The organism is Geobacillus uzenensis, from assembly GCF_002217665.1.
GTDB lineage: Bacteria > Bacillota > Bacilli > Bacillales > Anoxybacillaceae > Geobacillus > Geobacillus subterraneus.
Genome location: NZ_NEWL01000009.1, coordinates 346,942 through 366,689, shown reverse-complemented (window position 1 = coordinate 366,689; position 19,748 = coordinate 346,942). Strand labels below are relative to the sequence as shown.

Genomic DNA, 19,748 nt, shown 5'->3' with positions numbered 1-19,748 from the left:
AATGGCACGGTTTGAGATGATCCATGATGTGAAGCAATTAAACGGCCTGGCGCTCGCTTATATGGGGGACGCCGTTTACGAGGTGTATGTGCGCCGCCATTTGCTTGCAACCGGCAACGTTCGGCCGCATGAACTGCATCGGCGGGCGATCCGCTATGTGTCAGCGCGGGCGCAGGCGAAAGTCATTTTAGCTTTGCTTGATGAAGACGCGTTGACCGACGAGGAGAAAGCCATCGTCCGCCGCGGCCGCAACGCTAAATCCGGCACGATCCCGAAAAACACGGATGTCCAGACGTATCGGCATAGTACAGCGTTTGAAGCATTAATCGGGTACCATTTTTTAAGGAACGATGAAAGGCGAATCGATGAGCTAATCGATCGTTCATTTGCCATTATTGAAAGGGAAGAAAGGGCGTTGGAATGATGGATTACATTATCGGCAGAAATCCGGTCATTGAAGCGCTTAAATCTGGGCGCGACATCAATAAAATTTGGATCGCCGAAGGGGCGCAGCGCCACGCCGTCGAGCCCGTTCTCGAATGGGCGAAGCGGCGGGGCGTGCTCGTCCAATATGTCCCGAAGCGCAAGCTCGATCAAATGGCCGAAGGGGCGCACCAAGGGGTCATCGCCCAAGCGGCGGCGTACCGCTACTATGAGGTGGATGACTTATTCGCCCGTGCCGCTGAACGCGGGGAGGCGCCGTTTTTCCTTGTGTTGGACGAGCTCGAGGATCCGCATAATTTAGGCGCCATCATGCGTACGGCCGATGCGGTGGGGGCGCATGGGCTCATCATCCCGAAGCGGCGTTCGGTCGGGCTGACGCCAACGGTCGCGAAGGCGTCAACCGGAGCCATTGAGCACGTTCCGGTTGCGCGCGTGACGAACTTGGCGCGGACGATCGACGAGCTGAAAGAGCGGGGCGTGTGGGTAGCCGGCACCGATGCGGCCGCCAAAGACGACTATCGTTCGCTTGACGGTACGATGCCGCTGGCGCTTGTGATCGGCAGCGAAGGAAAAGGCATTAGTCGCTTAGTGCTCGAAAAGTGTGATTTTCTATTCCGGCTGCCGATGCGCGGGCATGTCACCTCGCTTAACGCTTCTGTTGCCGCCAGCCTGCTCATGTATGAGGTGTACCGGAAGCGGTATCCATTAGGGGAATAGCCGATGAACATTTTGATTGTTGACGGCTATAACATCATTGGGGCATGGCCGGCGCTGCGCCGGTTAAAAGAAGAGGGCGATCTGGCCGCAGCAAGGGATTTGCTGATTGATAAAATGGCCGATTACAAAGGGTTCACCGGGGATCATGTCATCATCGTTTTTGACGCCCACCTCGTGCAAGGGAACGAGAAAAAGTATAAAAATTACGATCTTGACGTCATTTTTACAAAGGAAAATGAGACAGCCGACGAACGGATTGAACGGTTGGCGAAAACGTTAATGAATGCACGCACAAAGGTATATGTAGCGACGTCTGACTATACGGAGCAATGGACGGTGTTCAGCCAAGGCGCCTTGCGCAAATCGGCGCGCGAACTGCTGTACGAAATCGAGGCAGTCGAGCGGGACATTTCCAAAAAACTGCGGGATATCAAGCAGCGCACCCCGATTTCGAAAATGCCGCTCAATGACCGAGTTGCCGAAATTTTTGAAAAATGGCGAAGAGGACAAAAATGAGCGGTTGACGCTGTAAAAATTTGTACTGTATAATAAATGTTAGCGATTGATGCGGTCGGGGGGATCAGCGTGGGGGAATGCTTCAAAGTAGACAAAGCAAGGGACTATCAACAGCTTGAGGATGAACAACTTGTCGCACTCGTTCATAAAGGGGATGGGGAGGCGCTTGATTTTTTAATTCATAAATACCAAAACTTTGTGCGTGCCAAAGCCCGCTCGTACTTTTTAGTCGGGGCCGATCGGGAAGATATCGTGCAGGAGGGGATGATCGGGCTGTATAAGGCAGTCCGCGATTTTAAGGGGGACAAGCTTTCTTCATTTAAAGCGTTTGCAGAACTTTGCATCACAAGGCAAATGATCACCGCCATTAAAACGGCGACCCGCCAAAAACACATTCCGCTCAACTCTTACGTTTCCTTGGACAAGCCCATTTACGATGACGAATCAGATCGGACGCTCATGGATGTGTTGTCCGGCGCGCAGGCGACAGACCCGGAAGAATTGATTGTCAACCGCGAGGAAGTCGACGATATCGAGTTGAAGATGACGGAGCTGCTGAGCGACTTGGAGCGGAAAGTGCTTGCTTTATATTTGGATGGGCGCTCGTACCAAGAGATTTCTGAAGAATTGAACCGCCATGTCAAATCGATCGACAACGCCTTGCAACGCGTCAAACGGAAGCTCGAAAAGTATTTAGAATACCGAGAGATCAGCTTATAGGCGGCGCACCGGCCTGCGGCGAGGGCGAACCAAAAGATGGCGTTGACAGCAGAAACATTGATATGATAAATTTTTATGGACATCCTGCGGGAACGGTGAAAGGTTTATGCGCCAAAAAGTCACGTTGGCTTGCGCGCAATGCGGAAGCCGAAATTATACAACTACAAAACAGATCGGCCGCCTCGGTGAGCGCTTGACGGCCAACAAATTTTGCCCAGTATGCAACAAGCATACCGCCCATCGCGAAACGAAGTGAGCGATGGGGACAGTTTTGAGCGATCGTGGAGGTACGAGTGATGCAGCGAGTAACCAACTTTTTGAAAGAAGTCGTACGCGAATTGAAAAAGGTAAGTTGGCCAAGCCGAAAGGAGTTAGTCAACTACACGGCGGTTGTGTTGGCCACGGTGGCGTTTTTCACCGTCTTTTTTGCCGTTGTTGATCTCGGCATTTCGCAGTTAATTCGCCTTGTGTTTGAATAAGCGGGCGGATGATATGCTATAATGAAAGATAATCGTACGAGTATGGAACCCGGCAACGGGTTTTTGTTTTGCATAAAAAATGAAAACCGCCCTAGGGAGGCTCGCTGATGGAGAAAAACTGGTATGTCGTCCATACATATTCAGGATACGAAAATAAAGTGAAAGCCAATTTGGAAAAACGCGTTGAATCGATGGGGATGCAAGATAAAATTTTCCGCGTTGTCGTCCCAGAGGAGACGGAAACGGACATTAAGAACGGGAAGCGGAAAACGACGAAAAAGAAAGTGTTTCCCGGTTATGTGCTCGTTGAAATGGTCATGACCGACGATTCATGGTACGTTGTGCGCAACACACCCGGTGTCACCGGATTCGTCGGTTCGAGCGGGGCCGGTTCGAAACCGACGCCGCTCATGGAGGAAGAAGTGAAGATGATTTTGAAGCGGATGGGCATGCCTCTCGCTGAGGTGGATGTCGATTATGAGATAAACGAGACCGTCCGAATTAAAGAAGGACCGTTTGCGAACTTCACCGGAAAAATTGAAGCGATTGATCCGGATAAACATAAAGTCAAACTGCTTGTCGATATGTTTGGCCGCGAAACGCGGGTAGAGCTTGAGTTTTCTCAAATCGAAAAAATCTAATGGAAAAGAACTTGCAATCACTACTGAAAAGTGATACTATTTTAAAGGTCAGTATGTCTCTTGGACAGAGACATATAGGCGATGAACTTATACGTGTTTGTATAGGGGAGCAAACTTGTTTTATACGCTGATCCTCTCAACAGAAATGGGAGATATGGAAACGGCTCATGAGATCGGAGCCGAACGAGTGGGAGGGGCAATCCCCTATTACCACATCACGGACTTAAGGAGGTGTGTCTCGTGGCGAAAAAAGTAATCAAGATCGTCAAACTGCAAATTCCTGCAGGGAAAGCGAATCCGGCGCCGCCAGTAGGTCCTGCGTTAGGTCAAGCCGGTGTGAATATTATGGCGTTTTGTAAAGAGTTTAATGCCCGTACCGCTGACCAAGCAGGGTTGATCATTCCGGTTGAAATTACGGTTTTTGAAGACCGTTCATTTACATTCATCACGAAAACGCCGCCAGCTGCTGTATTGCTGAAAAAAGCGGCCGGCATCGAATCGGGCTCCGGCGAACCGAACCGCAACAAAGTAGCGACGATCAAACGCGACAAAGTGCGCGAGATTGCCGAGCTGAAAATGCCGGATTTGAATGCAGCGAGCATCGAAGCAGCCATGCGCATGGTTGAAGGCACGGCTCGCAGCATGGGTATCGTGATTGAAGACTAAGGCCGGCTTGTTGTCCGAGGAGGTTGCGTATTCCGCAACCTCTCTCTCCATGGGCAAAAACGCGATAGTTATTCATTGGATCAAGGATCGATCGCCTCAGAGGGCGGCTTTCCGCTGAGTCATTTACCTTTGGAAAAGGTGAAGGCTGTTTCATCGTGGGAGGTTTTTTCCGCTAAAACCACAATCAAGGAGGACTTTGACATGCCGAAAAGAGGGAAAAAGTATTTAGAAGCGTTGAAGCTCGTTGACCGCTTCAAAGCATATCCGGTTGCTGAAGCGATCGAGCTCGTGAAAAAAACGAACGTCGCCAAGTTTGACGCGACGGTTGAAGTCGCATTTCGTTTAGGGGTTGACCCGAAAAAAGCGGACCAACAAATTCGCGGCGCTGTCGTCCTGCCGCACGGCACAGGGAAAGTGGCGCGCGTGTTAGTGTTCGCGAAAGGGGAAAAAGCGAAAGAGGCAGAAGCAGCGGGCGCTGACTATGTCGGCGATACGGAATATATCAACAAAATCCAGCAAGGCTGGTTTGACTTCGACGTTGTCGTTGCCACGCCGGACATGATGGGTGAAGTCGGGAAACTTGGCCGCATTTTAGGGCCGAAAGGGTTAATGCCAAACCCGAAAACGGGCACGGTCACGTTTGACGTAGCGAAAGCGGTGCAAGAAATCAAAGCTGGTAAAGTAGAATACCGCGTCGATAAAGCCGGTAACATTCACGTGCCGATCGGCAAAGTATCGTTTGACAGCGAAAAGTTGGTTGAAAACTTCGCGACGGTTTACGAAGCGATTTTGAAAGCGAAACCGGCAGCGGCCAAAGGAACGTATGTTAAAAACGTGACGGTTACGTCGACGATGGGCCCTGGCATTAAAGTTGACCCGACGACGGTAGCGGTTGCGCAATAACGGTTGACTTTTGTCGGCTAGTTTGTTAAAATATCATTTGGCTGAACAAACGAATATCATTTGTACCGTAGACAGTAGGTGCCCGTTTGAGGCTTAATTTCCTACCGAGGTATGTGGACGATAGACAGCGCGCCATCGATAGCGGCGCGTTGAACGATACCTCCATGTCTACGCGGCATGGGGGTTTTTTATTGAACCGCCAAACGGTATAAGTGGTATTCCACTATTTTCTTTGCAGGAGGTGCAGGACGTGTCGAGCGCGATTGAACTGAAAAAACAAGTGGTCGCTGAGATCGCGGATAAATTCCGTGCCAGCAAGGCGACCGTCATCGTCGATTACCGCGGCTTGAACGTGGCGGAAATGACCGAGCTGCGCAAACAGCTGCGCGAGGCAGGCATTGAGTTCAAAGTGTACAAAAACACGATGACCCGCCGGGCGCTCGCGGAAATCGGCCTGGAAGGATTGGATGAGGTGTTTACCGGCCCGAACGCCATCGCGTTCAGCAATGAAGATGTCGTAGCGCCGGCGAAAATTTTAAGCGACTTTGCGAAAACGCATGAGGCGTTGGAAATCAAAGGCGGCGTCATCGAAGGGAACGTCGCCAGCAAGGAAGAAATCGACGCCTTGGCAAAACTTCCGTCCCGCGAAGGGTTGCTCTCGATGTTGCTTAGCGTTCTTCAAGCCCCGATCCGCAACTTTGCGCTTGCGGTTAAAGCGGTGGCCGACAAACAAGAGGAACAAGGCGCGTAATGGCGCATATCGATGTGCATAACGAACATTACACAAGGAGGAAACGATGATGACAAAAGAACAAATCATTGAAGCAGTGAAAAATATGACGGTATTGGAATTAAATGAATTAGTAAAAGCCATCGAAGAAGAATTTGGCGTAACGGCTGCAGCTCCGGTTGTTGTCGCTGGCGGCGCAGCAGCTGGCGCTGAAGCAGCGGCTGAGAAAACAGAATTTGACGTCATCCTCGCTGACGCTGGCGCGCAAAAAATTAAAGTCATCAAAGTCGTTCGCGAAATCACTGGCCTCGGCTTGAAAGAAGCGAAAGACTTGGTTGACAATACGCCGAAACCGATCAAAGAAGCTGTTTCGAAAGAAGAAGCTGAAGAAATTAAAGCAAAACTTGAAGAAGTTGGCGCGAAAATTGAAGTGAAGTAATTGGCGTCGCTATAAAAAAAGAGGCTGGCCCGGGCAAGGGGCGGCCTCTTTTTTGTTACACTATATATCAGGAGCCAATGCGGCTTGCCGATAGAGGAGGGATGATGGTGAGCGAACATTATTACTCAGCGAATCCGACGTCCGAGCGAAATCCGCAAACGTGGACGTTTACGTTGCGCGGGCATGAGTTCCGCTTTATGACTGACAGCGGGGTGTTTTCAAAACGCGAGGTTGATTTCGGCACACGTTTACTGATTGAAACGTTTCAAGAACCGGACGTTGCCGGCGATTTGTTAGATGTCGGCTGCGGGTACGGTCCGATCGGGCTGGCCTTAGCCAAATCGTTTCCTAACCGGCGCGTCCAAATGATCGATGTGAATGAGCGGGCGCTGGAGCTGGCCGAAGCAAACAAACGGGCGAACGGCATCCATAATGCGAACATTTATAAAAGCGACTTGTTTTCGGAAGTGGGGGAACAGCGATTTGCGGCGGTGGTCACCAATCCGCCGATCCGGGCCGGCAAGCGGGTTGTTCATGCGATCTTTGAGCAAAGCCGGAACCACCTCGTTGATAGCGGGGAGCTATGGGTGGTCATTCAAAAGAAACAAGGTGCCCCATCCGCGCTGCAAAAGTTAAACGAATGGTTTGCCGCTGTTGAGGTCGTCGCGAAGAAAAAAGGATATTATATCATAAAGGCGAAAAAATGTTGACACCGTTTTTTTATTGTGGTAGTATTATAAAATGCTAAATATGCACATTTCCCGCGTAAAGGGGATGACGTATAATTTTGGATACAATGGAAAAAATGATAAAATCAATAAACAGCTAAACATATGGTTTTCTATTGGATAGAAACCATTTTCTTTTTTTCTCCATCCAACGCCTGGTTTCCTCGCGCCGGGAGCATGTTGAATCCCCTAAACGAAACGGCGGTGCCACAGCCAAGCCGTTTCCATCCGGACGGCGGGGGCCGGCCGCATGCATGCCTAGCGCTTTGCCCCGGAATGACGGAGCGGCCAGACCGTCTTGGCGGCATATTCCGCCAAGACGGGTGAATGGTTGCGATGTTCCGCTTCCGGTTTTCACTAATGTCTACATTTGAGGGGTGAATCACTCTTGACAGGCCGACTAGTTCAATACGGGCGACACCGCCAGCGAAGAAGTTATGCACGCATTAGCGAAGTGCTGGAATTGCCGAACTTAATTGAAATTCAGACGTCCTCCTATCAATGGTTTCTCGATGAAGGGCTGCGGGAAATGTTCAAGGAAATTTCCCCGATCGAAGACTTTTCCGGCAATCTTTCTCTTGAATTTATCGACTATAGCTTAGGGGAGCCGAAATACTCGGTTGAAGAGGCAAAAGAGCGCGATGTTACATATGCGGCGCCGCTTCGCGTGAAAGTTCGCCTCATCAATAAAGAGACGGGCGAAGTGAAAGAACAAGACGTATTTATGGGCGATTTTCCGCTCATGACGGAAACCGGCACGTTTATCATCAACGGAGCGGAACGCGTCATCGTCTCCCAGCTTGTCCGCTCGCCAAGCGTCTATTACAGCGATAAAGTCGATAAAAATGGGAAACGCGGCTATTCGGCGACAGTGATTCCAAACCGCGGCGCATGGCTTGAATATGAAACCGATGCGAAAGACGTCGTTTACGTCCGCATCGACCGCACCCGTAAACTGCCGGTTACGGTGCTTCTTCGTGCGCTTGGGTTCAGCTCCGACCAAGAAATCATCGACTTGCTCGGCGATAACGAATATTTGCGCAATACGCTCGAAAAAGATAATACCGACAGCACGGAAAAAGCGTTGATCGAAATTTATGAGCGCCTCCGTCCGGGCGAGCCGCCGACGCTCGAGAACGCGAAAAGTTTGCTCGCGTCGCGCTTTTTTGACCCGAAACGCTACGACCTGGCCAGCGTAGGGCGCTATAAAATCAACAAAAAACTTCATATTAAAAACCGCCTGTTTAACCAACGGCTGGCGGAAACGATTGCTGATCCGGAAACGGGAGAAGTCATCGCCGAAGCCGGAGCGATGATCGACCGCCGGACGTTGAACCGCCTGTTGCCGTATTTAGAAAAAGGCGCCGGGCTGCAGACGTACCGTCCGGCTGAAGGGGTGGCGGACGGGCAAATTTCGGTGCAAACGGTAAAAATCTATGCGCCCAATGACCCGGACAGTGAAAAAGTGATCAACGTCATCGGCAACGGTTTTATTGCCGAGGATGTGAAACATATTACACCGGCGGATATTATTGCGTCAATCAGCTACTTCTTTAACTTGCTTCACGGTGTCGGCGGTACGGATGATATCGACCATTTAGGCAACCGCCGCCTTCGTTCGGTTGGCGAACTGCTGCAAAACCAGTTCCGCATCGGCTTGTCGCGCATGGAACGCGTCGTGCGCGAGCGCATGTCGATCCAAGATACGAACACGATTACACCGCAGCAGCTGATCAACATCCGTCCGGTGATCGCGGCGATTAAGGAGTTTTTCGGCAGCTCGCAGCTGTCACAATTTATGGATCAGACGAACCCGTTGGCTGAACTGACGCATAAGCGCCGCCTGTCCGCGCTTGGCCCTGGCGGATTGACGCGCGAGCGTGCCGGGTTTGAGGTGCGCGACGTTCACTACTCGCACTACGGACGGATGTGCCCGATTGAGACGCCAGAAGGTCCGAACATCGGGTTGATCAACTCGCTGTCCACCTATGCGAAAGTGAACAAATTCGGCTTTATTGAAACACCATACCGACGCGTCGATCCAGAAACAGGGAGAGTCACAGATCAAATTGATTATTTAACGGCCGACGAAGAAGACAACTATGTCGTGGCGCAAGCGAACGTGCCACTTTCCGAAGACGGAACGTTCCTTGAAGAAAACGTCATCGCCCGTTTCCGCGGCGAAAACATTGTCGTCAAACGCGACCGCGTCGACTATATGGACGTTTCGCCAAAACAAGTCGTTTCGGCAGCGACGGCGTGCATTCCGTTTTTGGAAAACGACGACTCGAACCGCGCCTTGATGGGGGCGAACATGCAGCGCCAAGCGGTGCCGCTGCTCGAGCCGGAGGCGCCGATCGTCGGCACGGGGATGGAATATGTCTCGGCGAAAGATTCGGGAGCTGCTGTCATCTGCAAGCATCGTGGCATCGTCGAGCGCGTTGAGGCGAAAGAAATTTGGGTGCGCCGGCTCATTGAAGTGGACGGCAAAGAAGTGAAAGGTGATTTGGACAAATATCGGCTGCTCAAATTCATTCGCTCGAACCAAGGAACGTGCTATAACCAGCGGCCGATTGTGAAAAAAGGCGACATCGTTGAAAAAGGTGAAATTTTAGCTGACGGCCCATCGATGGACAAAGGGGAACTGGCGCTCGGCCGCAACGTGCTCGTCGCCTTTATGACGTGGGACGGTTACAACTACGAAGATGCGATCATCATGAGCGAACGGCTCGTCAAAGAAGACGTGTATACGTCGATCCATATTGAGGAATATGAGGCGGAATCGCGCGACACGAAGCTCGGCCCGGAAGAAATTACGCGCGACATCCCGAACGTCGGCGAGGACGCGCTGAAAAACTTGGATGAGCGCGGCATCGTCCGCATCGGTGCGGAAGTGAAAGACGGCGACTTGCTCGTCGGTAAAGTGACGCCAAAAGGGATGACTGAGCTGACGGCTGAGGAGCGGCTGCTGCACGCGATCTTCGGGGAAAAAGCGCGCGAGGTGCGCGATACATCGCTGCGTGTTCCCCATGGCGGCGGCGGCATTGTTCTGGACGTGAAAGTATTCAATCGCGAAGATGGCGATGAACTCCCGCCAGGCGTCAATCAGCTCGTCCGCGTCTACATTGTGCAAAAACGGAAAATTTCCGAGGGCGACAAAATGGCGGGGCGCCACGGAAACAAAGGGGTTATTTCCCGCATTCTTCCGGAGGAAGATATGCCGTTCTTGCCGGATGGCACGCCGGTCGATATTATGTTAAATCCGCTCGGCGTTCCGTCGCGGATGAACATCGGGCAAGTGTTTGAGCTGCATCTCGGCATGGCGGCGAGAAAGCTCGGTTTGCATATTGCTTCCCCGGTCTTTGACGGTGCAACGGAGGAGGATGTGTGGAACATTCTCGAAGAGGCCGGCCTAGCGCGCGATGCGAAAACTGTGCTGTATGACGGCCGGACGGGTGAACCGTTTGACAACCGCGTATCGGTCGGCATCATGTATATGATCAAGCTCGCCCATATGGTCGACGACAAGCTCCACGCCCGTTCAACCGGCCCGTATTCGCTCGTCACCCAGCAGCCGCTCGGCGGCAAGGCGCAGTTCGGTGGCCAGCGCTTTGGCGAGATGGAAGTATGGGCGCTTGAGGCGTACGGAGCGGCGTATACGCTGCAAGAAATTTTGACCGTCAAGTCCGACGATGTCGTCGGCCGCGTCAAAACGTACGAAGCGATCGTCAAAGGGGAAAACATTCCGGAGCCGGGTGTGCCGGAGTCGTTTAAAGTGTTGATTAAAGAGCTGCAAAGCTTAGGCATGGACGTCACGATTTTGACGAGCGACGAACAAGAAATCAACATGGAAAACTTTGATGATGACGACGACCATGCACCGGATGCCATTATGGTAGACGTGAAACCGATCGAATCGGAAGAAGTCGACGAAGAAAAAGACGCGGTGACGAAAGAGTAACCGGCAATGGCGGCTAGGCGGGGAGCGTTCCCCGCCATAGGCCGTTAAAGCGAACGGATGGCGAACAAGCCACGGAGTAAAACCGACGGATCAAAGAGGGAGGTATACCCCTTGCTAGATGTCAATAAGTTTGAGTACATGAAAATCGGGCTCGCTTCCCCGGAGAAAATTCGTTCCTGGTCGTACGGTGAGGTCAAAAAACCGGAAACGATCAACTATCGGACGTTAAAGCCGGAAAAAGACGGCCTGTTTTGCGAGCGCATTTTCGGCCCGACGAAAGACTGGGAGTGCCATTGCGGCAAGTATAAGCGCGTCCGCTACAAAGGCGTCGTGTGCGACCGCTGCGGCGTCGAAGTGACGCGTTCAAAAGTCCGCCGCGAACGGATGGGTCATATCGAGCTCGCCGCCCCGGTTTCGCACATTTGGTATTTCAAAGGCATCCCGAGCCGGATGGGCCTTGTACTTGACATGTCGCCCCGGGCGCTTGAGGAAGTGATTTACTTTGCTTCGTACGTCGTCACCGACCCGGGCGATACGCCGCTTGAGAAAAAACAGCTGCTATCGGAAAAAGAATACCGCGCCTATCGCGAAAAATATGGCCAATCGTTTCAGGCGTCGATGGGGGCTGAGGCGATTAAAAAGCTGCTCCAAGACATTGACTTGGATAAAGAAGTGGCCACGCTGAAGGAAGAGCTGAAAACAGCGCAAGGGCAACGGCGCGCCCGCATTATTAAACGGCTTGAGGTGCTTGAGTCGTTCCGCAGCTCAGGGAACGACCCGGCTTGGATGGTGCTTGATGTGCTGCCAGTCATTCCGCCGGAACTCCGTCCGATGGTTCAGCTCGATGGCGGACGGTTTGCGACATCGGACTTAAACGACTTATACCGCCGTGTCATTAACCGCAACAATCGCTTGAAACGGTTGCTTGACCTTGGCGCACCGAACATTATCGTTCAAAACGAGAAACGGATGCTGCAAGAGGCCGTCGATGCGTTGATCGACAACGGCCGCCGCGGCCGCCCGGTGACCGGGCCGGGGAACCGTCCGTTAAAGTCGCTTTCCCACATGCTGAAAGGAAAGCAAGGACGCTTCCGGCAAAACTTGCTCGGCAAGCGGGTCGACTATTCTGGCCGTTCCGTCATTGTCGTCGGTCCGAACTTAAAAATGTATCAATGCGGACTGCCGAAAGAAATGGCGCTCGAGCTGTTTAAGCCGTTTGTCATGAAGGAGCTCGTTGAGCGGGGCTTGGCGCACAACATTAAAAGCGCGAAACGGAAAATTGAGCGCGTGCATCCTGAAGTATGGGATGTGCTCGAGGATGTCATTAAAGAACATCCGGTGCTGTTAAACCGCGCCCCGACGCTTCATCGCCTCGGCATTCAGGCGTTTGAGCCGACGCTTGTCGAAGGGCGGGCGATCCGTCTTCATCCGCTCGTTTGTACGGCGTACAACGCTGACTTTGACGGCGATCAAATGGCGGTGCACGTGCCGCTGTCAGCCGAAGCGCAAGCGGAAGCGCGCCTGTTGATGCTGGCGGCGCAAAACATTTTGAACCCGAAAGATGGGAAACCGGTCGTTACGCCTTCGCAAGACATGGTTTTAGGAAACTATTACTTGACGATGGAACGCGAAGGGGCGGTCGGCGAAGGCATGGTATTCAAGGATACAGACGAGGCGCTGCTTGCCTACCATAACGGCTATGTCCATCTCCATTCGCGCATCGCCATCCATGCCGGTTCGCTGAAAAACGAAACGTTTACCGAGGAACAAAACAACAAGCTGCTCTTGACAACCGTCGGGAAGCTCATTTTCAACGAAATTTTGCCGAAGTCGTTCCCGTACATTAACGAGCCGACGACGGAAAATATTGAAGGGCGGACACCGGATAAGTACTTCCTGGACAAAGGGGTCGACGTGCGTGAAGAGATCCGCAAGCGCGAACTCGTGCCGCCGTTTAAGAAAAAAGTGCTTGGGCAAATTATCGCCGAAGTATTCAAGCGGTTCAAAATTACTGAAACATCAAAGATGCTTGACCGCATGAAAGATCTCGGTTTCCAATACTCAACGAAAGCCGGCATTACGATCGGCGTTGCCGACATCGTCGTTTTGCCGGAAAAACAGGAAATTTTGGATGAAGCCCAGGCGAAAGTCGACACGGTTTTGAAGCAGTTCCGCCGCGGGTTGATTACCGACGAAGAGCGGTATGAGCGCGTCATCTCTGTTTGGAGCGCGGCGAAAGATAAAATCCAAGACTTGTTGATGAAGTCGCTTGATAAGCGCAACCCGATCTTTATGATGAGCGATTCTGGGGCGCGCGGTAACGCCTCGAACTTTACACAGCTTGCGGGGATGCGCGGCTTAATGGCCAACCCTGCCGGCCGGATTATCGAGCTGCCGATCAAATCGTCGTTCCGTGAAGGCTTAACGGTATTGGAATACTTTATCTCGACACACGGCGCGCGGAAAGGGTTGGCGGATACGGCGTTGAAAACGGCCGACTCAGGCTATCTCACGAGACGTCTCGTTGACGTGGCGCAAGATGTCATCGTCCGCGAAGAAGATTGTGGCACCGACCGCGGCATTTTAGCGCGGGCGTTAACGGATGGCACGGAAGTCGTCGTCAAGCTTGAAGAACGGCTTGTCGGCCGCTATGCGCACAAGACGGTGCACCATCCGGAAACGGGGGAAGTGATCGTCCGCAAAGGTGAAATGATTACAGAAGATATCGCTAATGAGATCATCAAGGCCGGCATTACAGAAGTATGGATTCGCTCCGTCTTCGCCTGCAACACGCGTCATGGCGTGTGCAAAAAATGCTACGGCCGCAACATGGCGACCGGCATGGACGTCGAAGTCGGCGAGGCGGTCGGCATTATCGCTGCCCAATCAATCGGCGAGCCGGGCACGCAGCTGACGATGCGGACGTTCCATACAGGCGGCGTCGCCGGGGACGATATCACTCAAGGTTTGCCGCGGGTGCAAGAGCTGTTTGAAGCGCGCAACCCGAAAGGGCAAGCGGTCATTTCGGAAATTGACGGCACGGTCATTTCGATTAATGAAACGCGTGACAATCAGTACGAAATTGTCGTGCAAAGCGAAGTCGAGACGCGCTCCTATGTGGCTCCGTACAATGCGCGTCTGAAAGTCGAAGAAGGCCAGCACGTCGAACGCGGCCAAGAGCTGACGGAAGGTTCGGTCGACCCGAAACAGCTGTTGCGCGTGCGCGATATTACGTCCGTCCAAGAATACTTGCTCCGTGAAGTGCAAAAAGTGTACCGGATGCAAGGGGTCGAAATTAGCGATAAGCATATTGAGGTCATGGTGCGGCAAATGTTGCGCAAAGTGCGCGTGATCGATGCCGGCGATACGGATGTGCTGCCAGGCACGCTTTTGGACGTTCATCAGTTCACGGATGTCAACGCTCAAGCCATCCGCGAAGGAAAGCGGCCGGCAACAGCTCGTCCGGTGCTGCTCGGTATTACGAAGGCGTCGCTTGAAACGGATTCGTTCTTGTCAGCGGCTTCGTTCCAAGAAACGACACGCGTCCTGACCGATGCGGCGATCAAAGGAAAACGGGATGAGCTGCTCGGCTTGAAAGAAAACGTCATTATCGGCAAACTCGTCCCAGCCGGAACAGGCATGGCCCGCTATCGCAACGTGAAGCCTGCCGTCAAGAAGGAAACGGCTGGCGATACCGTTCCGTCTAAATAAAAAGCTACCAGGATGGTCGGCTAAGGTGTTCTTGGCCGGCCCTTCCTTAATGAAAAAATCCAGTTGACAACGGACAGAGAAAATGGTAGTCTAATAAAGGTGTTCCAACAACCTGGTACTTTGGAGGATATGTTACATGTCTTATGAAAAAGTATTACAGGCTGGGAAAATCGTCATTGGAACCAAACAAACGATAAGGGCTTTAAAGGAAGGGAAGGCAACGGAAGTGATCGTAGCGGTAGATGCCGACTCGCCGATCATCGAAAAAGTGACGGCGGCAGCCAATGAGGCGAACGTGCCAGTCACAAAAGTCGATTCGATGAAAAAACTCGGCAAGGCATGCAAAATCCAAGTCGGCGCAGCTGCGGTGGCGATCCTTCGTTGATTGCTTTGCCTTTAAAACCTTTGTTTGCATAAACGATGAACCACCTGGATATGTGGGCTTAAACGATGCATGTGAAAGGAGGATTTTTTCATGCCTACAATTAACCAATTAGTCCGCAAAGGACGCGAGAAAAAAGTATTTAAGTCGAAGTCCCCTGCGTTGAACAAAGGGTACAACAGCTTCAAAAAAGAACAAACGAACGTGTCGTCTCCGCAAAAGCGCGGCGTATGCACGCGTGTCGGCACGATGACGCCGAAAAAACCGAACTCGGCTCTCCGGAAATACGCTCGTGTCCGCCTGACGAACGGGATTGAAGTGACGGCTTACATCCCGGGGATCGGCCACAACTTGCAAGAACACAGCGTCGTGCTCATCCGCGGCGGACGTGTGAAAGACTTGCCAGGGGTGCGCTACCATATCGTCCGCGGTGCATTGGATACAGCCGGCGTAGCAAACCGGATGCAAGGCCGTTCGAAATACGGCGCGAAAAAGCCAAAAGCAGCGAAAAAATAATGAAGCGAAGAGAATGTTTTCCTGAAGGGAGGAAAAACTATGCCACGTAGAGGCCCTGTTGCTAAACGTGACGTATTGCCAGATCCGATTTACAACTCGAAGCTTGTCACCCGTTTGATCAATAAAATTATGGTTGACGGAAAAAAATCGAAAGCACAAAAAATTCTTTACACTGCTTTTGATATTATCCGTGAACGCACGGGTAAAGATCCAATGGAAGTATTCGAGCAAGCGTTGAAAAACGTTATGCCGGTATTGGAAGTGCGCGCTCGCCGCGTCGGTGGGGCGAACTACCAAGTTCCGGTCGAAGTCCGTCCGGACCGCCGCGTTTCCCTCGGATTGCGCTGGCTCGTGCAATATTCCCGCCTTCGCGGTGAAAAAACGATGGAAGAACGCTTGGCGAACGAGATCATGGACGCCGCCAACAACACAGGCGCATCGGTGAAAAAACGCGAAGATACGCATAAAATGGCTGAAGCGAACAAAGCGTTTGCCCATTACCGCTGGTAAGGAGCGCTGCCTTAAGGGAATAGGTGAGAAGGCACGACTGATGCTGCCTGTTCACCTATCTTCCTATATATTGTGGCCCTTCCGGCTGCGTGCTGTATAACTTCTCTAAAAAAGAGATTGCGCCATAGATGGCGACGCCATCTGCTTATATTTTATTTTGTAAGGAAGGAGAAAATAACCACTATGGCAAGAGAGTTCTCCTTAGAAAACACTCGCAACATAGGGATCATGGCGCACATTGACGCCGGGAAAACGACGACGACGGAACGGATCTTGTTCTACACAGGCCGCGTTCATAAAATCGGGGAAGTGCACGAAGGCGCAGCCACGATGGACTGGATGGAGCAAGAGCAAGAACGCGGGATTACGATTACGTCGGCGGCGACAACGGCGCAATGGAAAGGCCATCGCATCAACATCATCGACACGCCGGGGCACGTCGACTTCACGGTTGAGGTTGAACGTTCGTTGCGCGTGTTGGACGGAGCCATTACAGTTCTTGATGCCCAATCCGGCGTAGAACCGCAAACGGAAACGGTCTGGCGTCAAGCGACCACATACGGTGTTCCGCGGATCGTATTCGTCAACAAAATGGACAAAATCGGCGCGGACTTCTTGTATGCGGTAAAAACGCTCCATGACCGTCTGCAAGCGAACGCTCATCCGGTGCAGCTGCCGATCGGCGCTGAAGATCAATTCACCGGCATTATCGACCTTGTCGAAATGTGCGCGTATCATTACCACGATGAGCTCGGCAAAAACATTGAGCGCATCGAAATTCCGGAAGACTACCGCGACTTGGCGGAAGAATATCACGGCAAACTCATTGAGGCCGTTGCGGAACTCGATGAAGAGCTGATGATGAAATATTTAGAAGGGGAAGAAATTACGAAAGAAGAGCTGAAAGCCGCGATCCGTAAAGCGACGATCAGCGTTGAATTCTACCCGGTTTTCTGCGGTTCGGCCTTTAAAAACAAAGGTGTTCAGCTGCTTCTTGACGGGGTTGTCGACTACTTGCCGTCTCCGGTAGACATTCCGGCGATTCGCGGCATCATTCCGGATACGGAAGAAGAAGTGACTCGCGAAGCGCGTGACGACGCTCCGTTTGCGGCGCTGGCGTTCAAAATCATGACTGACCCGTACGTCGGGAAATTGACGTTCTTCCGCGTCTACTCTGGAACGCTCGATTCCGGTTCGTACGTCATGAACTCGACGAAACGCAAACGTGAACGGATCGGCCGCTTGCTGCAAATGCACGCGAACCACCGTCAAGAAATCTCAACAGTCTATGCCGGCGACATTGCGGCGGCCGTAGGTTTAAAAGAAACAACGACCGGCGATACTCTTTGTGATGAGAAAAATCTCGTCATCCTTGAGTCGATGCAATTCCCAGAGCCGGTTATTTCGGTGGCGATCGAACCGAAATCGAAAGCCGATCAAGACAAGATGGGTCAAGCGCTGCAAAAACTGCAAGAGGAAGACCCGACGTTCCGTGCGCATACCGATCCGGAAACAGGACAAACGATCATTTCCGGGATGGGCGAGCTGCACCTCGACATTATCGTCGATCGGATGCGCCGCGAATTCAAAGTCGAAGCGAACGTCGGTGCGCCGCAAGTTGCTTACCGTGAAACGTTCCGCAAGTCGGCGCAAGTTGAAGGCAAGTTCATTCGCCAGTCCGGCGGTCGCGGTCAATACGGTCACGTTTGGATCGAATTCTCGCCGAACGAGCGCGGCAAAGGCTTTGAATTTGAAAATGCCATCGTCGGCGGGGTCGTTCCGAAAGAGTACGTGCCGGCCGTTCAAGCTGGATTGGAAGAAGCGATGCAAAACGGCGTCTTAGCCGGCTATCCGGTTGTCGACGTTAAGGCGAAACTGTTCGACGGATCGTACCACGATGTCGACTCGAGTGAGATGGCGTTCAAAATTGCCGCTTCGTTGGCGCTGAAAAACGCTGCAACGAAGTGTGACCCGGTTCTGCTTGAGCCGATTATGAAAGTGGAAGTCGTCATCCCTGAGGAATACCTCGGTGACATTATGGGTGACATCACATCCCGCCGCGGCCGCGTCGAAGGGATGGAGGCGCGCGGGAACGCCCAAGTTGTTCGTGCTATGGTTCCGCTGGCCGAAATGTTCGGTTATGCGACATCGCTCCGTTCGAACACACAAGGGCGCGGAACGTTCTCGATGGTGTTTGACCATTACGAAGAAGTTCCGAAAAACATCGCCGATGAAATTATCAAAAAAAATAAAGGCGAATAATTGATTTCTCTTGCTAGTTTCGCTATAAATACTTATGTAAGACTTGGGAACATTTTGTTCCCAAGCATCCTATACTTACTTAACTATATCAATCCATATTTTATTTAAGGAGGATCTTTCTCATGGCTAAAGCGAAATTTGAGCGTACGAAACCGCACGTCAACATTGGCACGATCGGCCACGTTGACCATGGGAAAACGACGTTGACAGCTGCGATCACAACAGTTCTTGCGAAACAAGGGAAAGCGGAAGCAAGAGCGTACGACCAAATCGACGCAGCTCCGGAAGAGCGTGAACGCGGAATCACGATTTCGACAGCGCACGTTGAGTATGAAACGGACGCTCGTCACTATGCGCACGTTGACTGCCCAGGCCACGCTGACTACGTCAAAAACATGATCACGGGCGCAGCGCAAATGGACGGCGCGATCCTTGTTGTATCGGCTGCTGACGGTCCGATGCCGCAAACGCGCGAACACATTCTTCTCTCCCGCCAAGTCGGTGTACCGTACATCGTTGTTTTCTTGAACAAATGCGACATGGTGGACGATGAAGAATTGCTTGAACTCGTTGAAATGGAAGTTCGCGATCTTCTCTCTGAATACGACTTCCCGGGCGACGAAGTGCCGGTCATCAAAGGTTCGGCATTAAAAGCACTCGAAGGCGACCCGCAATGGGAAGAAAAAATCATTGAACTGATGAACGCGGTTGACGAGTACATCCCGACTCCGCAACGTGAAGTAGACAAACCATTCATGATGCCGGTTGAGGACGTTTTCTCGATCACAGGCCGCGGTACGGTTGCGACGGGCCGTGTTGAGCGCGGTACGTTAAAAGTCGGCGACCCGGTTGAAATCATCGGTCTTTCGGACGAGCCGAAAACGACGACGGTTACGGGTGTAGAAATGTTCCGTAAGCTGCTTGACCAAGCGGAAGCTGGCGACAACATCGGTGCGCTTCTCCGCGGTGTATCGCGTGACGAAGTTGAGCGCGGCCAAGTATTGGCGAAACCGGGCTCGATCACGCCGCACACGAAATTTAAAGCGCAAGTTTACGTTCTGACGAAAGAAGAAGGCGGACGCCATACTCCGTTCTTCTCGAACTACCGTCCGCAATTCTACTTCCGTACAACGGACGTAACGGGCATCATCACGCTTCCGGAAGGCGTAGAAATGGTTATGCCTGGCGACAACGTTGAAATGACGGTTGAACTGATCGCTCCGATCGCGATCGAGGAAGGAACAAAATTCTCGATCCGTGAAGGCGGCCGCACGGTTGGTGCTGGTTCCGTATCGGAAATCATTGAGTAATTGAATGAAAAAGGATGTCCAGCAACTGGACATCCTTTTTCTTTTGACTGTTCACTTTGGCTATAAAATTTTTCTCTTCGCCTAAGTCTAAGAAGGGATGATTTAATCTGCGG

General features: G+C 52.1%; 19 protein-coding genes and 1 other annotated feature. All 19 genes read left to right on the top strand.

Annotated elements, in window-relative coordinates; genetic code table 11:
* Position 1: 1 nt before the first annotated feature.
* The 19 genes from B9L21_RS15320 (at position 2) to tuf (ending at position 19,635) form a co-directional block, all read left to right on the top strand.
* The gene (locus tag B9L21_RS15320; protein ID WP_063167008.1) at positions 2-424 is read left to right on the top strand and encodes a Mini-ribonuclease 3; all 423 of its coding nucleotides are present in this window, start codon (positions 2-4) and stop codon (positions 422-424) included.
* On the top strand, positions 424-1,161 hold the full coding sequence (gene rlmB, locus B9L21_RS15315) for a 23S rRNA (guanosine(2251)-2'-O)-methyltransferase RlmB (RefSeq protein ID WP_063167432.1): 738 nt from the start codon (positions 424-426) through the stop codon (positions 1,159-1,161). The genes B9L21_RS15320 and rlmB overlap by 1 nt, the downstream gene beginning before the upstream one ends.
* A gap of 3 nt (positions 1,162-1,164) precedes the next feature.
* Positions 1,165-1,677: an NYN domain-containing protein gene (locus tag B9L21_RS15310; protein WP_063167007.1), complete on the top strand. Its 513-nt coding sequence runs from the start codon at positions 1,165-1,167 to the stop codon at positions 1,675-1,677.
* 36 nt (positions 1,678-1,713) lie between these two features.
* Positions 1,714-2,397, top strand: a complete 684-nt coding sequence (sigH, locus tag B9L21_RS15305) for an RNA polymerase sporulation sigma factor SigH (protein ID WP_221436867.1) — start codon at positions 1,714-1,716, stop codon at positions 2,395-2,397.
* A 106-nt stretch (positions 2,398-2,503) separates the two neighbouring features.
* Positions 2,504-2,653 carry a 50S ribosomal protein L33 gene (rpmG, locus tag B9L21_RS15300; RefSeq protein ID WP_063167005.1) on the top strand — a complete coding sequence of 50 codons (150 nt, stop codon included), beginning with the start codon at positions 2,504-2,506 and terminating at the stop codon, positions 2,651-2,653.
* A gap of 40 nt (positions 2,654-2,693) precedes the next feature.
* On the top strand, positions 2,694-2,876 hold the full coding sequence (secE, locus tag B9L21_RS15295; protein ID WP_063167004.1) for a preprotein translocase subunit SecE: 183 nt from the start codon (positions 2,694-2,696) through the stop codon (positions 2,874-2,876).
* 107 nt (positions 2,877-2,983) lie between these two features.
* Positions 2,984-3,517: a transcription termination/antitermination protein NusG gene (nusG, locus tag B9L21_RS15290; protein ID WP_063167003.1), complete on the top strand. Its 534-nt coding sequence runs from the start codon at positions 2,984-2,986 to the stop codon at positions 3,515-3,517.
* Between the two features lie 240 nt (positions 3,518-3,757).
* Complete coding sequence (rplK, locus tag B9L21_RS15285; protein WP_008882034.1) at positions 3,758-4,183, top strand: 50S ribosomal protein L11; 426 nt, start codon at positions 3,758-3,760, stop codon at positions 4,181-4,183.
* 201 nt (positions 4,184-4,384) lie between these two features.
* Positions 4,385-5,086, top strand: coding sequence for a 50S ribosomal protein L1 (rplA, locus tag B9L21_RS15280; protein WP_063167002.1), 702 nt, complete (start codon positions 4,385-4,387; stop codon positions 5,084-5,086).
* Between the two features lie 47 nt (positions 5,087-5,133).
* Positions 5,134-5,285, top strand: a sequence feature (ribosomal protein L10 leader region).
* Between the two features lie 51 nt (positions 5,286-5,336).
* Positions 5,337-5,837 (top strand): 50S ribosomal protein L10, encoded by a 501-nt coding sequence (rplJ, locus tag B9L21_RS15275; RefSeq protein ID WP_063167001.1) that lies wholly within the window; start codon positions 5,337-5,339, stop codon positions 5,835-5,837.
* Positions 5,838-5,886: 49 nt separating this feature from the next.
* On the top strand, positions 5,887-6,255 hold the full coding sequence (rplL, locus tag B9L21_RS15270) for a 50S ribosomal protein L7/L12 (protein ID WP_063167000.1): 369 nt from the start codon (positions 5,887-5,889) through the stop codon (positions 6,253-6,255).
* 101 nt (positions 6,256-6,356) lie between these two features.
* On the top strand, positions 6,357-6,965 hold the full coding sequence (locus B9L21_RS15265) for a class I SAM-dependent methyltransferase (protein ID WP_236933429.1): 609 nt from the start codon (positions 6,357-6,359) through the stop codon (positions 6,963-6,965).
* 406 nt (positions 6,966-7,371) lie between these two features.
* Positions 7,372-10,944, top strand: coding sequence for a DNA-directed RNA polymerase subunit beta (rpoB, locus tag B9L21_RS15260; RefSeq protein WP_063166999.1), 3,573 nt, complete (start codon positions 7,372-7,374; stop codon positions 10,942-10,944).
* A gap of 111 nt (positions 10,945-11,055) precedes the next feature.
* The gene (gene rpoC, locus B9L21_RS15255) at positions 11,056-14,655 is read left to right on the top strand and encodes a DNA-directed RNA polymerase subunit beta' (protein ID WP_063166998.1); all 3,600 of its coding nucleotides are present in this window, start codon (positions 11,056-11,058) and stop codon (positions 14,653-14,655) included.
* A gap of 136 nt (positions 14,656-14,791) precedes the next feature.
* Entirely contained in the window at positions 14,792-15,040 is a 249-nt protein-coding gene (locus B9L21_RS15250) for a 50S ribosomal protein L7ae-like protein (RefSeq protein ID WP_063166997.1), read from the top strand.
* Positions 15,041-15,130: 90 nt separating this feature from the next.
* Positions 15,131-15,553, top strand: coding sequence for a 30S ribosomal protein S12 (gene rpsL, locus B9L21_RS15245; protein WP_020958355.1), 423 nt, complete (start codon positions 15,131-15,133; stop codon positions 15,551-15,553).
* 39 nt (positions 15,554-15,592) lie between these two features.
* Positions 15,593-16,063 (top strand): 30S ribosomal protein S7, encoded by a 471-nt coding sequence (gene rpsG / locus B9L21_RS15240; RefSeq protein ID WP_063166996.1) that lies wholly within the window; start codon positions 15,593-15,595, stop codon positions 16,061-16,063.
* 183 nt (positions 16,064-16,246) lie between these two features.
* The gene (fusA, locus tag B9L21_RS15235; RefSeq protein ID WP_063166995.1) at positions 16,247-18,325 is read left to right on the top strand and encodes an elongation factor G; all 2,079 of its coding nucleotides are present in this window, start codon (positions 16,247-16,249) and stop codon (positions 18,323-18,325) included.
* A 122-nt stretch (positions 18,326-18,447) separates the two neighbouring features.
* On the top strand, positions 18,448-19,635 hold the full coding sequence (gene tuf, locus B9L21_RS15230; protein ID WP_063166994.1) for an elongation factor Tu: 1,188 nt from the start codon (positions 18,448-18,450) through the stop codon (positions 19,633-19,635).
* The last annotated feature ends 113 nt before the right edge of the window (positions 19,636-19,748 follow it).

Coding starts and splice junctions, on each gene's coding strand:
- B9L21_RS15320 (WP_063167008.1), top strand. CDS start 2: ATGGCACGGTTTGAGATGATCCATGATGTGAAGCAATTAAACGGCCTG.
- rlmB (WP_063167432.1), top strand. CDS start 424: ATGGATTACATTATCGGCAGAAATCCGGTCATTGAAGCGCTTAAATCT.
- B9L21_RS15310 (WP_063167007.1), top strand. CDS start 1,165: ATGAACATTTTGATTGTTGACGGCTATAACATCATTGGGGCATGGCCG.
- sigH (WP_221436867.1), top strand. CDS start 1,714: ATGTTAGCGATTGATGCGGTCGGGGGGATCAGCGTGGGGGAATGCTTC.
- rpmG (WP_063167005.1), top strand. CDS start 2,504: ATGCGCCAAAAAGTCACGTTGGCTTGCGCGCAATGCGGAAGCCGAAAT.
- secE (WP_063167004.1), top strand. CDS start 2,694: ATGCAGCGAGTAACCAACTTTTTGAAAGAAGTCGTACGCGAATTGAAA.
- nusG (WP_063167003.1), top strand. CDS start 2,984: ATGGAGAAAAACTGGTATGTCGTCCATACATATTCAGGATACGAAAAT.
- rplA (WP_063167002.1), top strand. CDS start 4,385: ATGCCGAAAAGAGGGAAAAAGTATTTAGAAGCGTTGAAGCTCGTTGAC.
- rplL (WP_063167000.1), top strand. CDS start 5,887: ATGACAAAAGAACAAATCATTGAAGCAGTGAAAAATATGACGGTATTG.
- B9L21_RS15265 (WP_236933429.1), top strand. CDS start 6,357: ATGATGGTGAGCGAACATTATTACTCAGCGAATCCGACGTCCGAGCGA.
- B9L21_RS15250 (WP_063166997.1), top strand. CDS start 14,792: ATGTCTTATGAAAAAGTATTACAGGCTGGGAAAATCGTCATTGGAACC.
- rpsL (WP_020958355.1), top strand. CDS start 15,131: ATGCCTACAATTAACCAATTAGTCCGCAAAGGACGCGAGAAAAAAGTA.
- rpsG (WP_063166996.1), top strand. CDS start 15,593: ATGCCACGTAGAGGCCCTGTTGCTAAACGTGACGTATTGCCAGATCCG.
- fusA (WP_063166995.1), top strand. CDS start 16,247: ATGGCAAGAGAGTTCTCCTTAGAAAACACTCGCAACATAGGGATCATG.
- tuf (WP_063166994.1), top strand. CDS start 18,448: ATGGCTAAAGCGAAATTTGAGCGTACGAAACCGCACGTCAACATTGGC.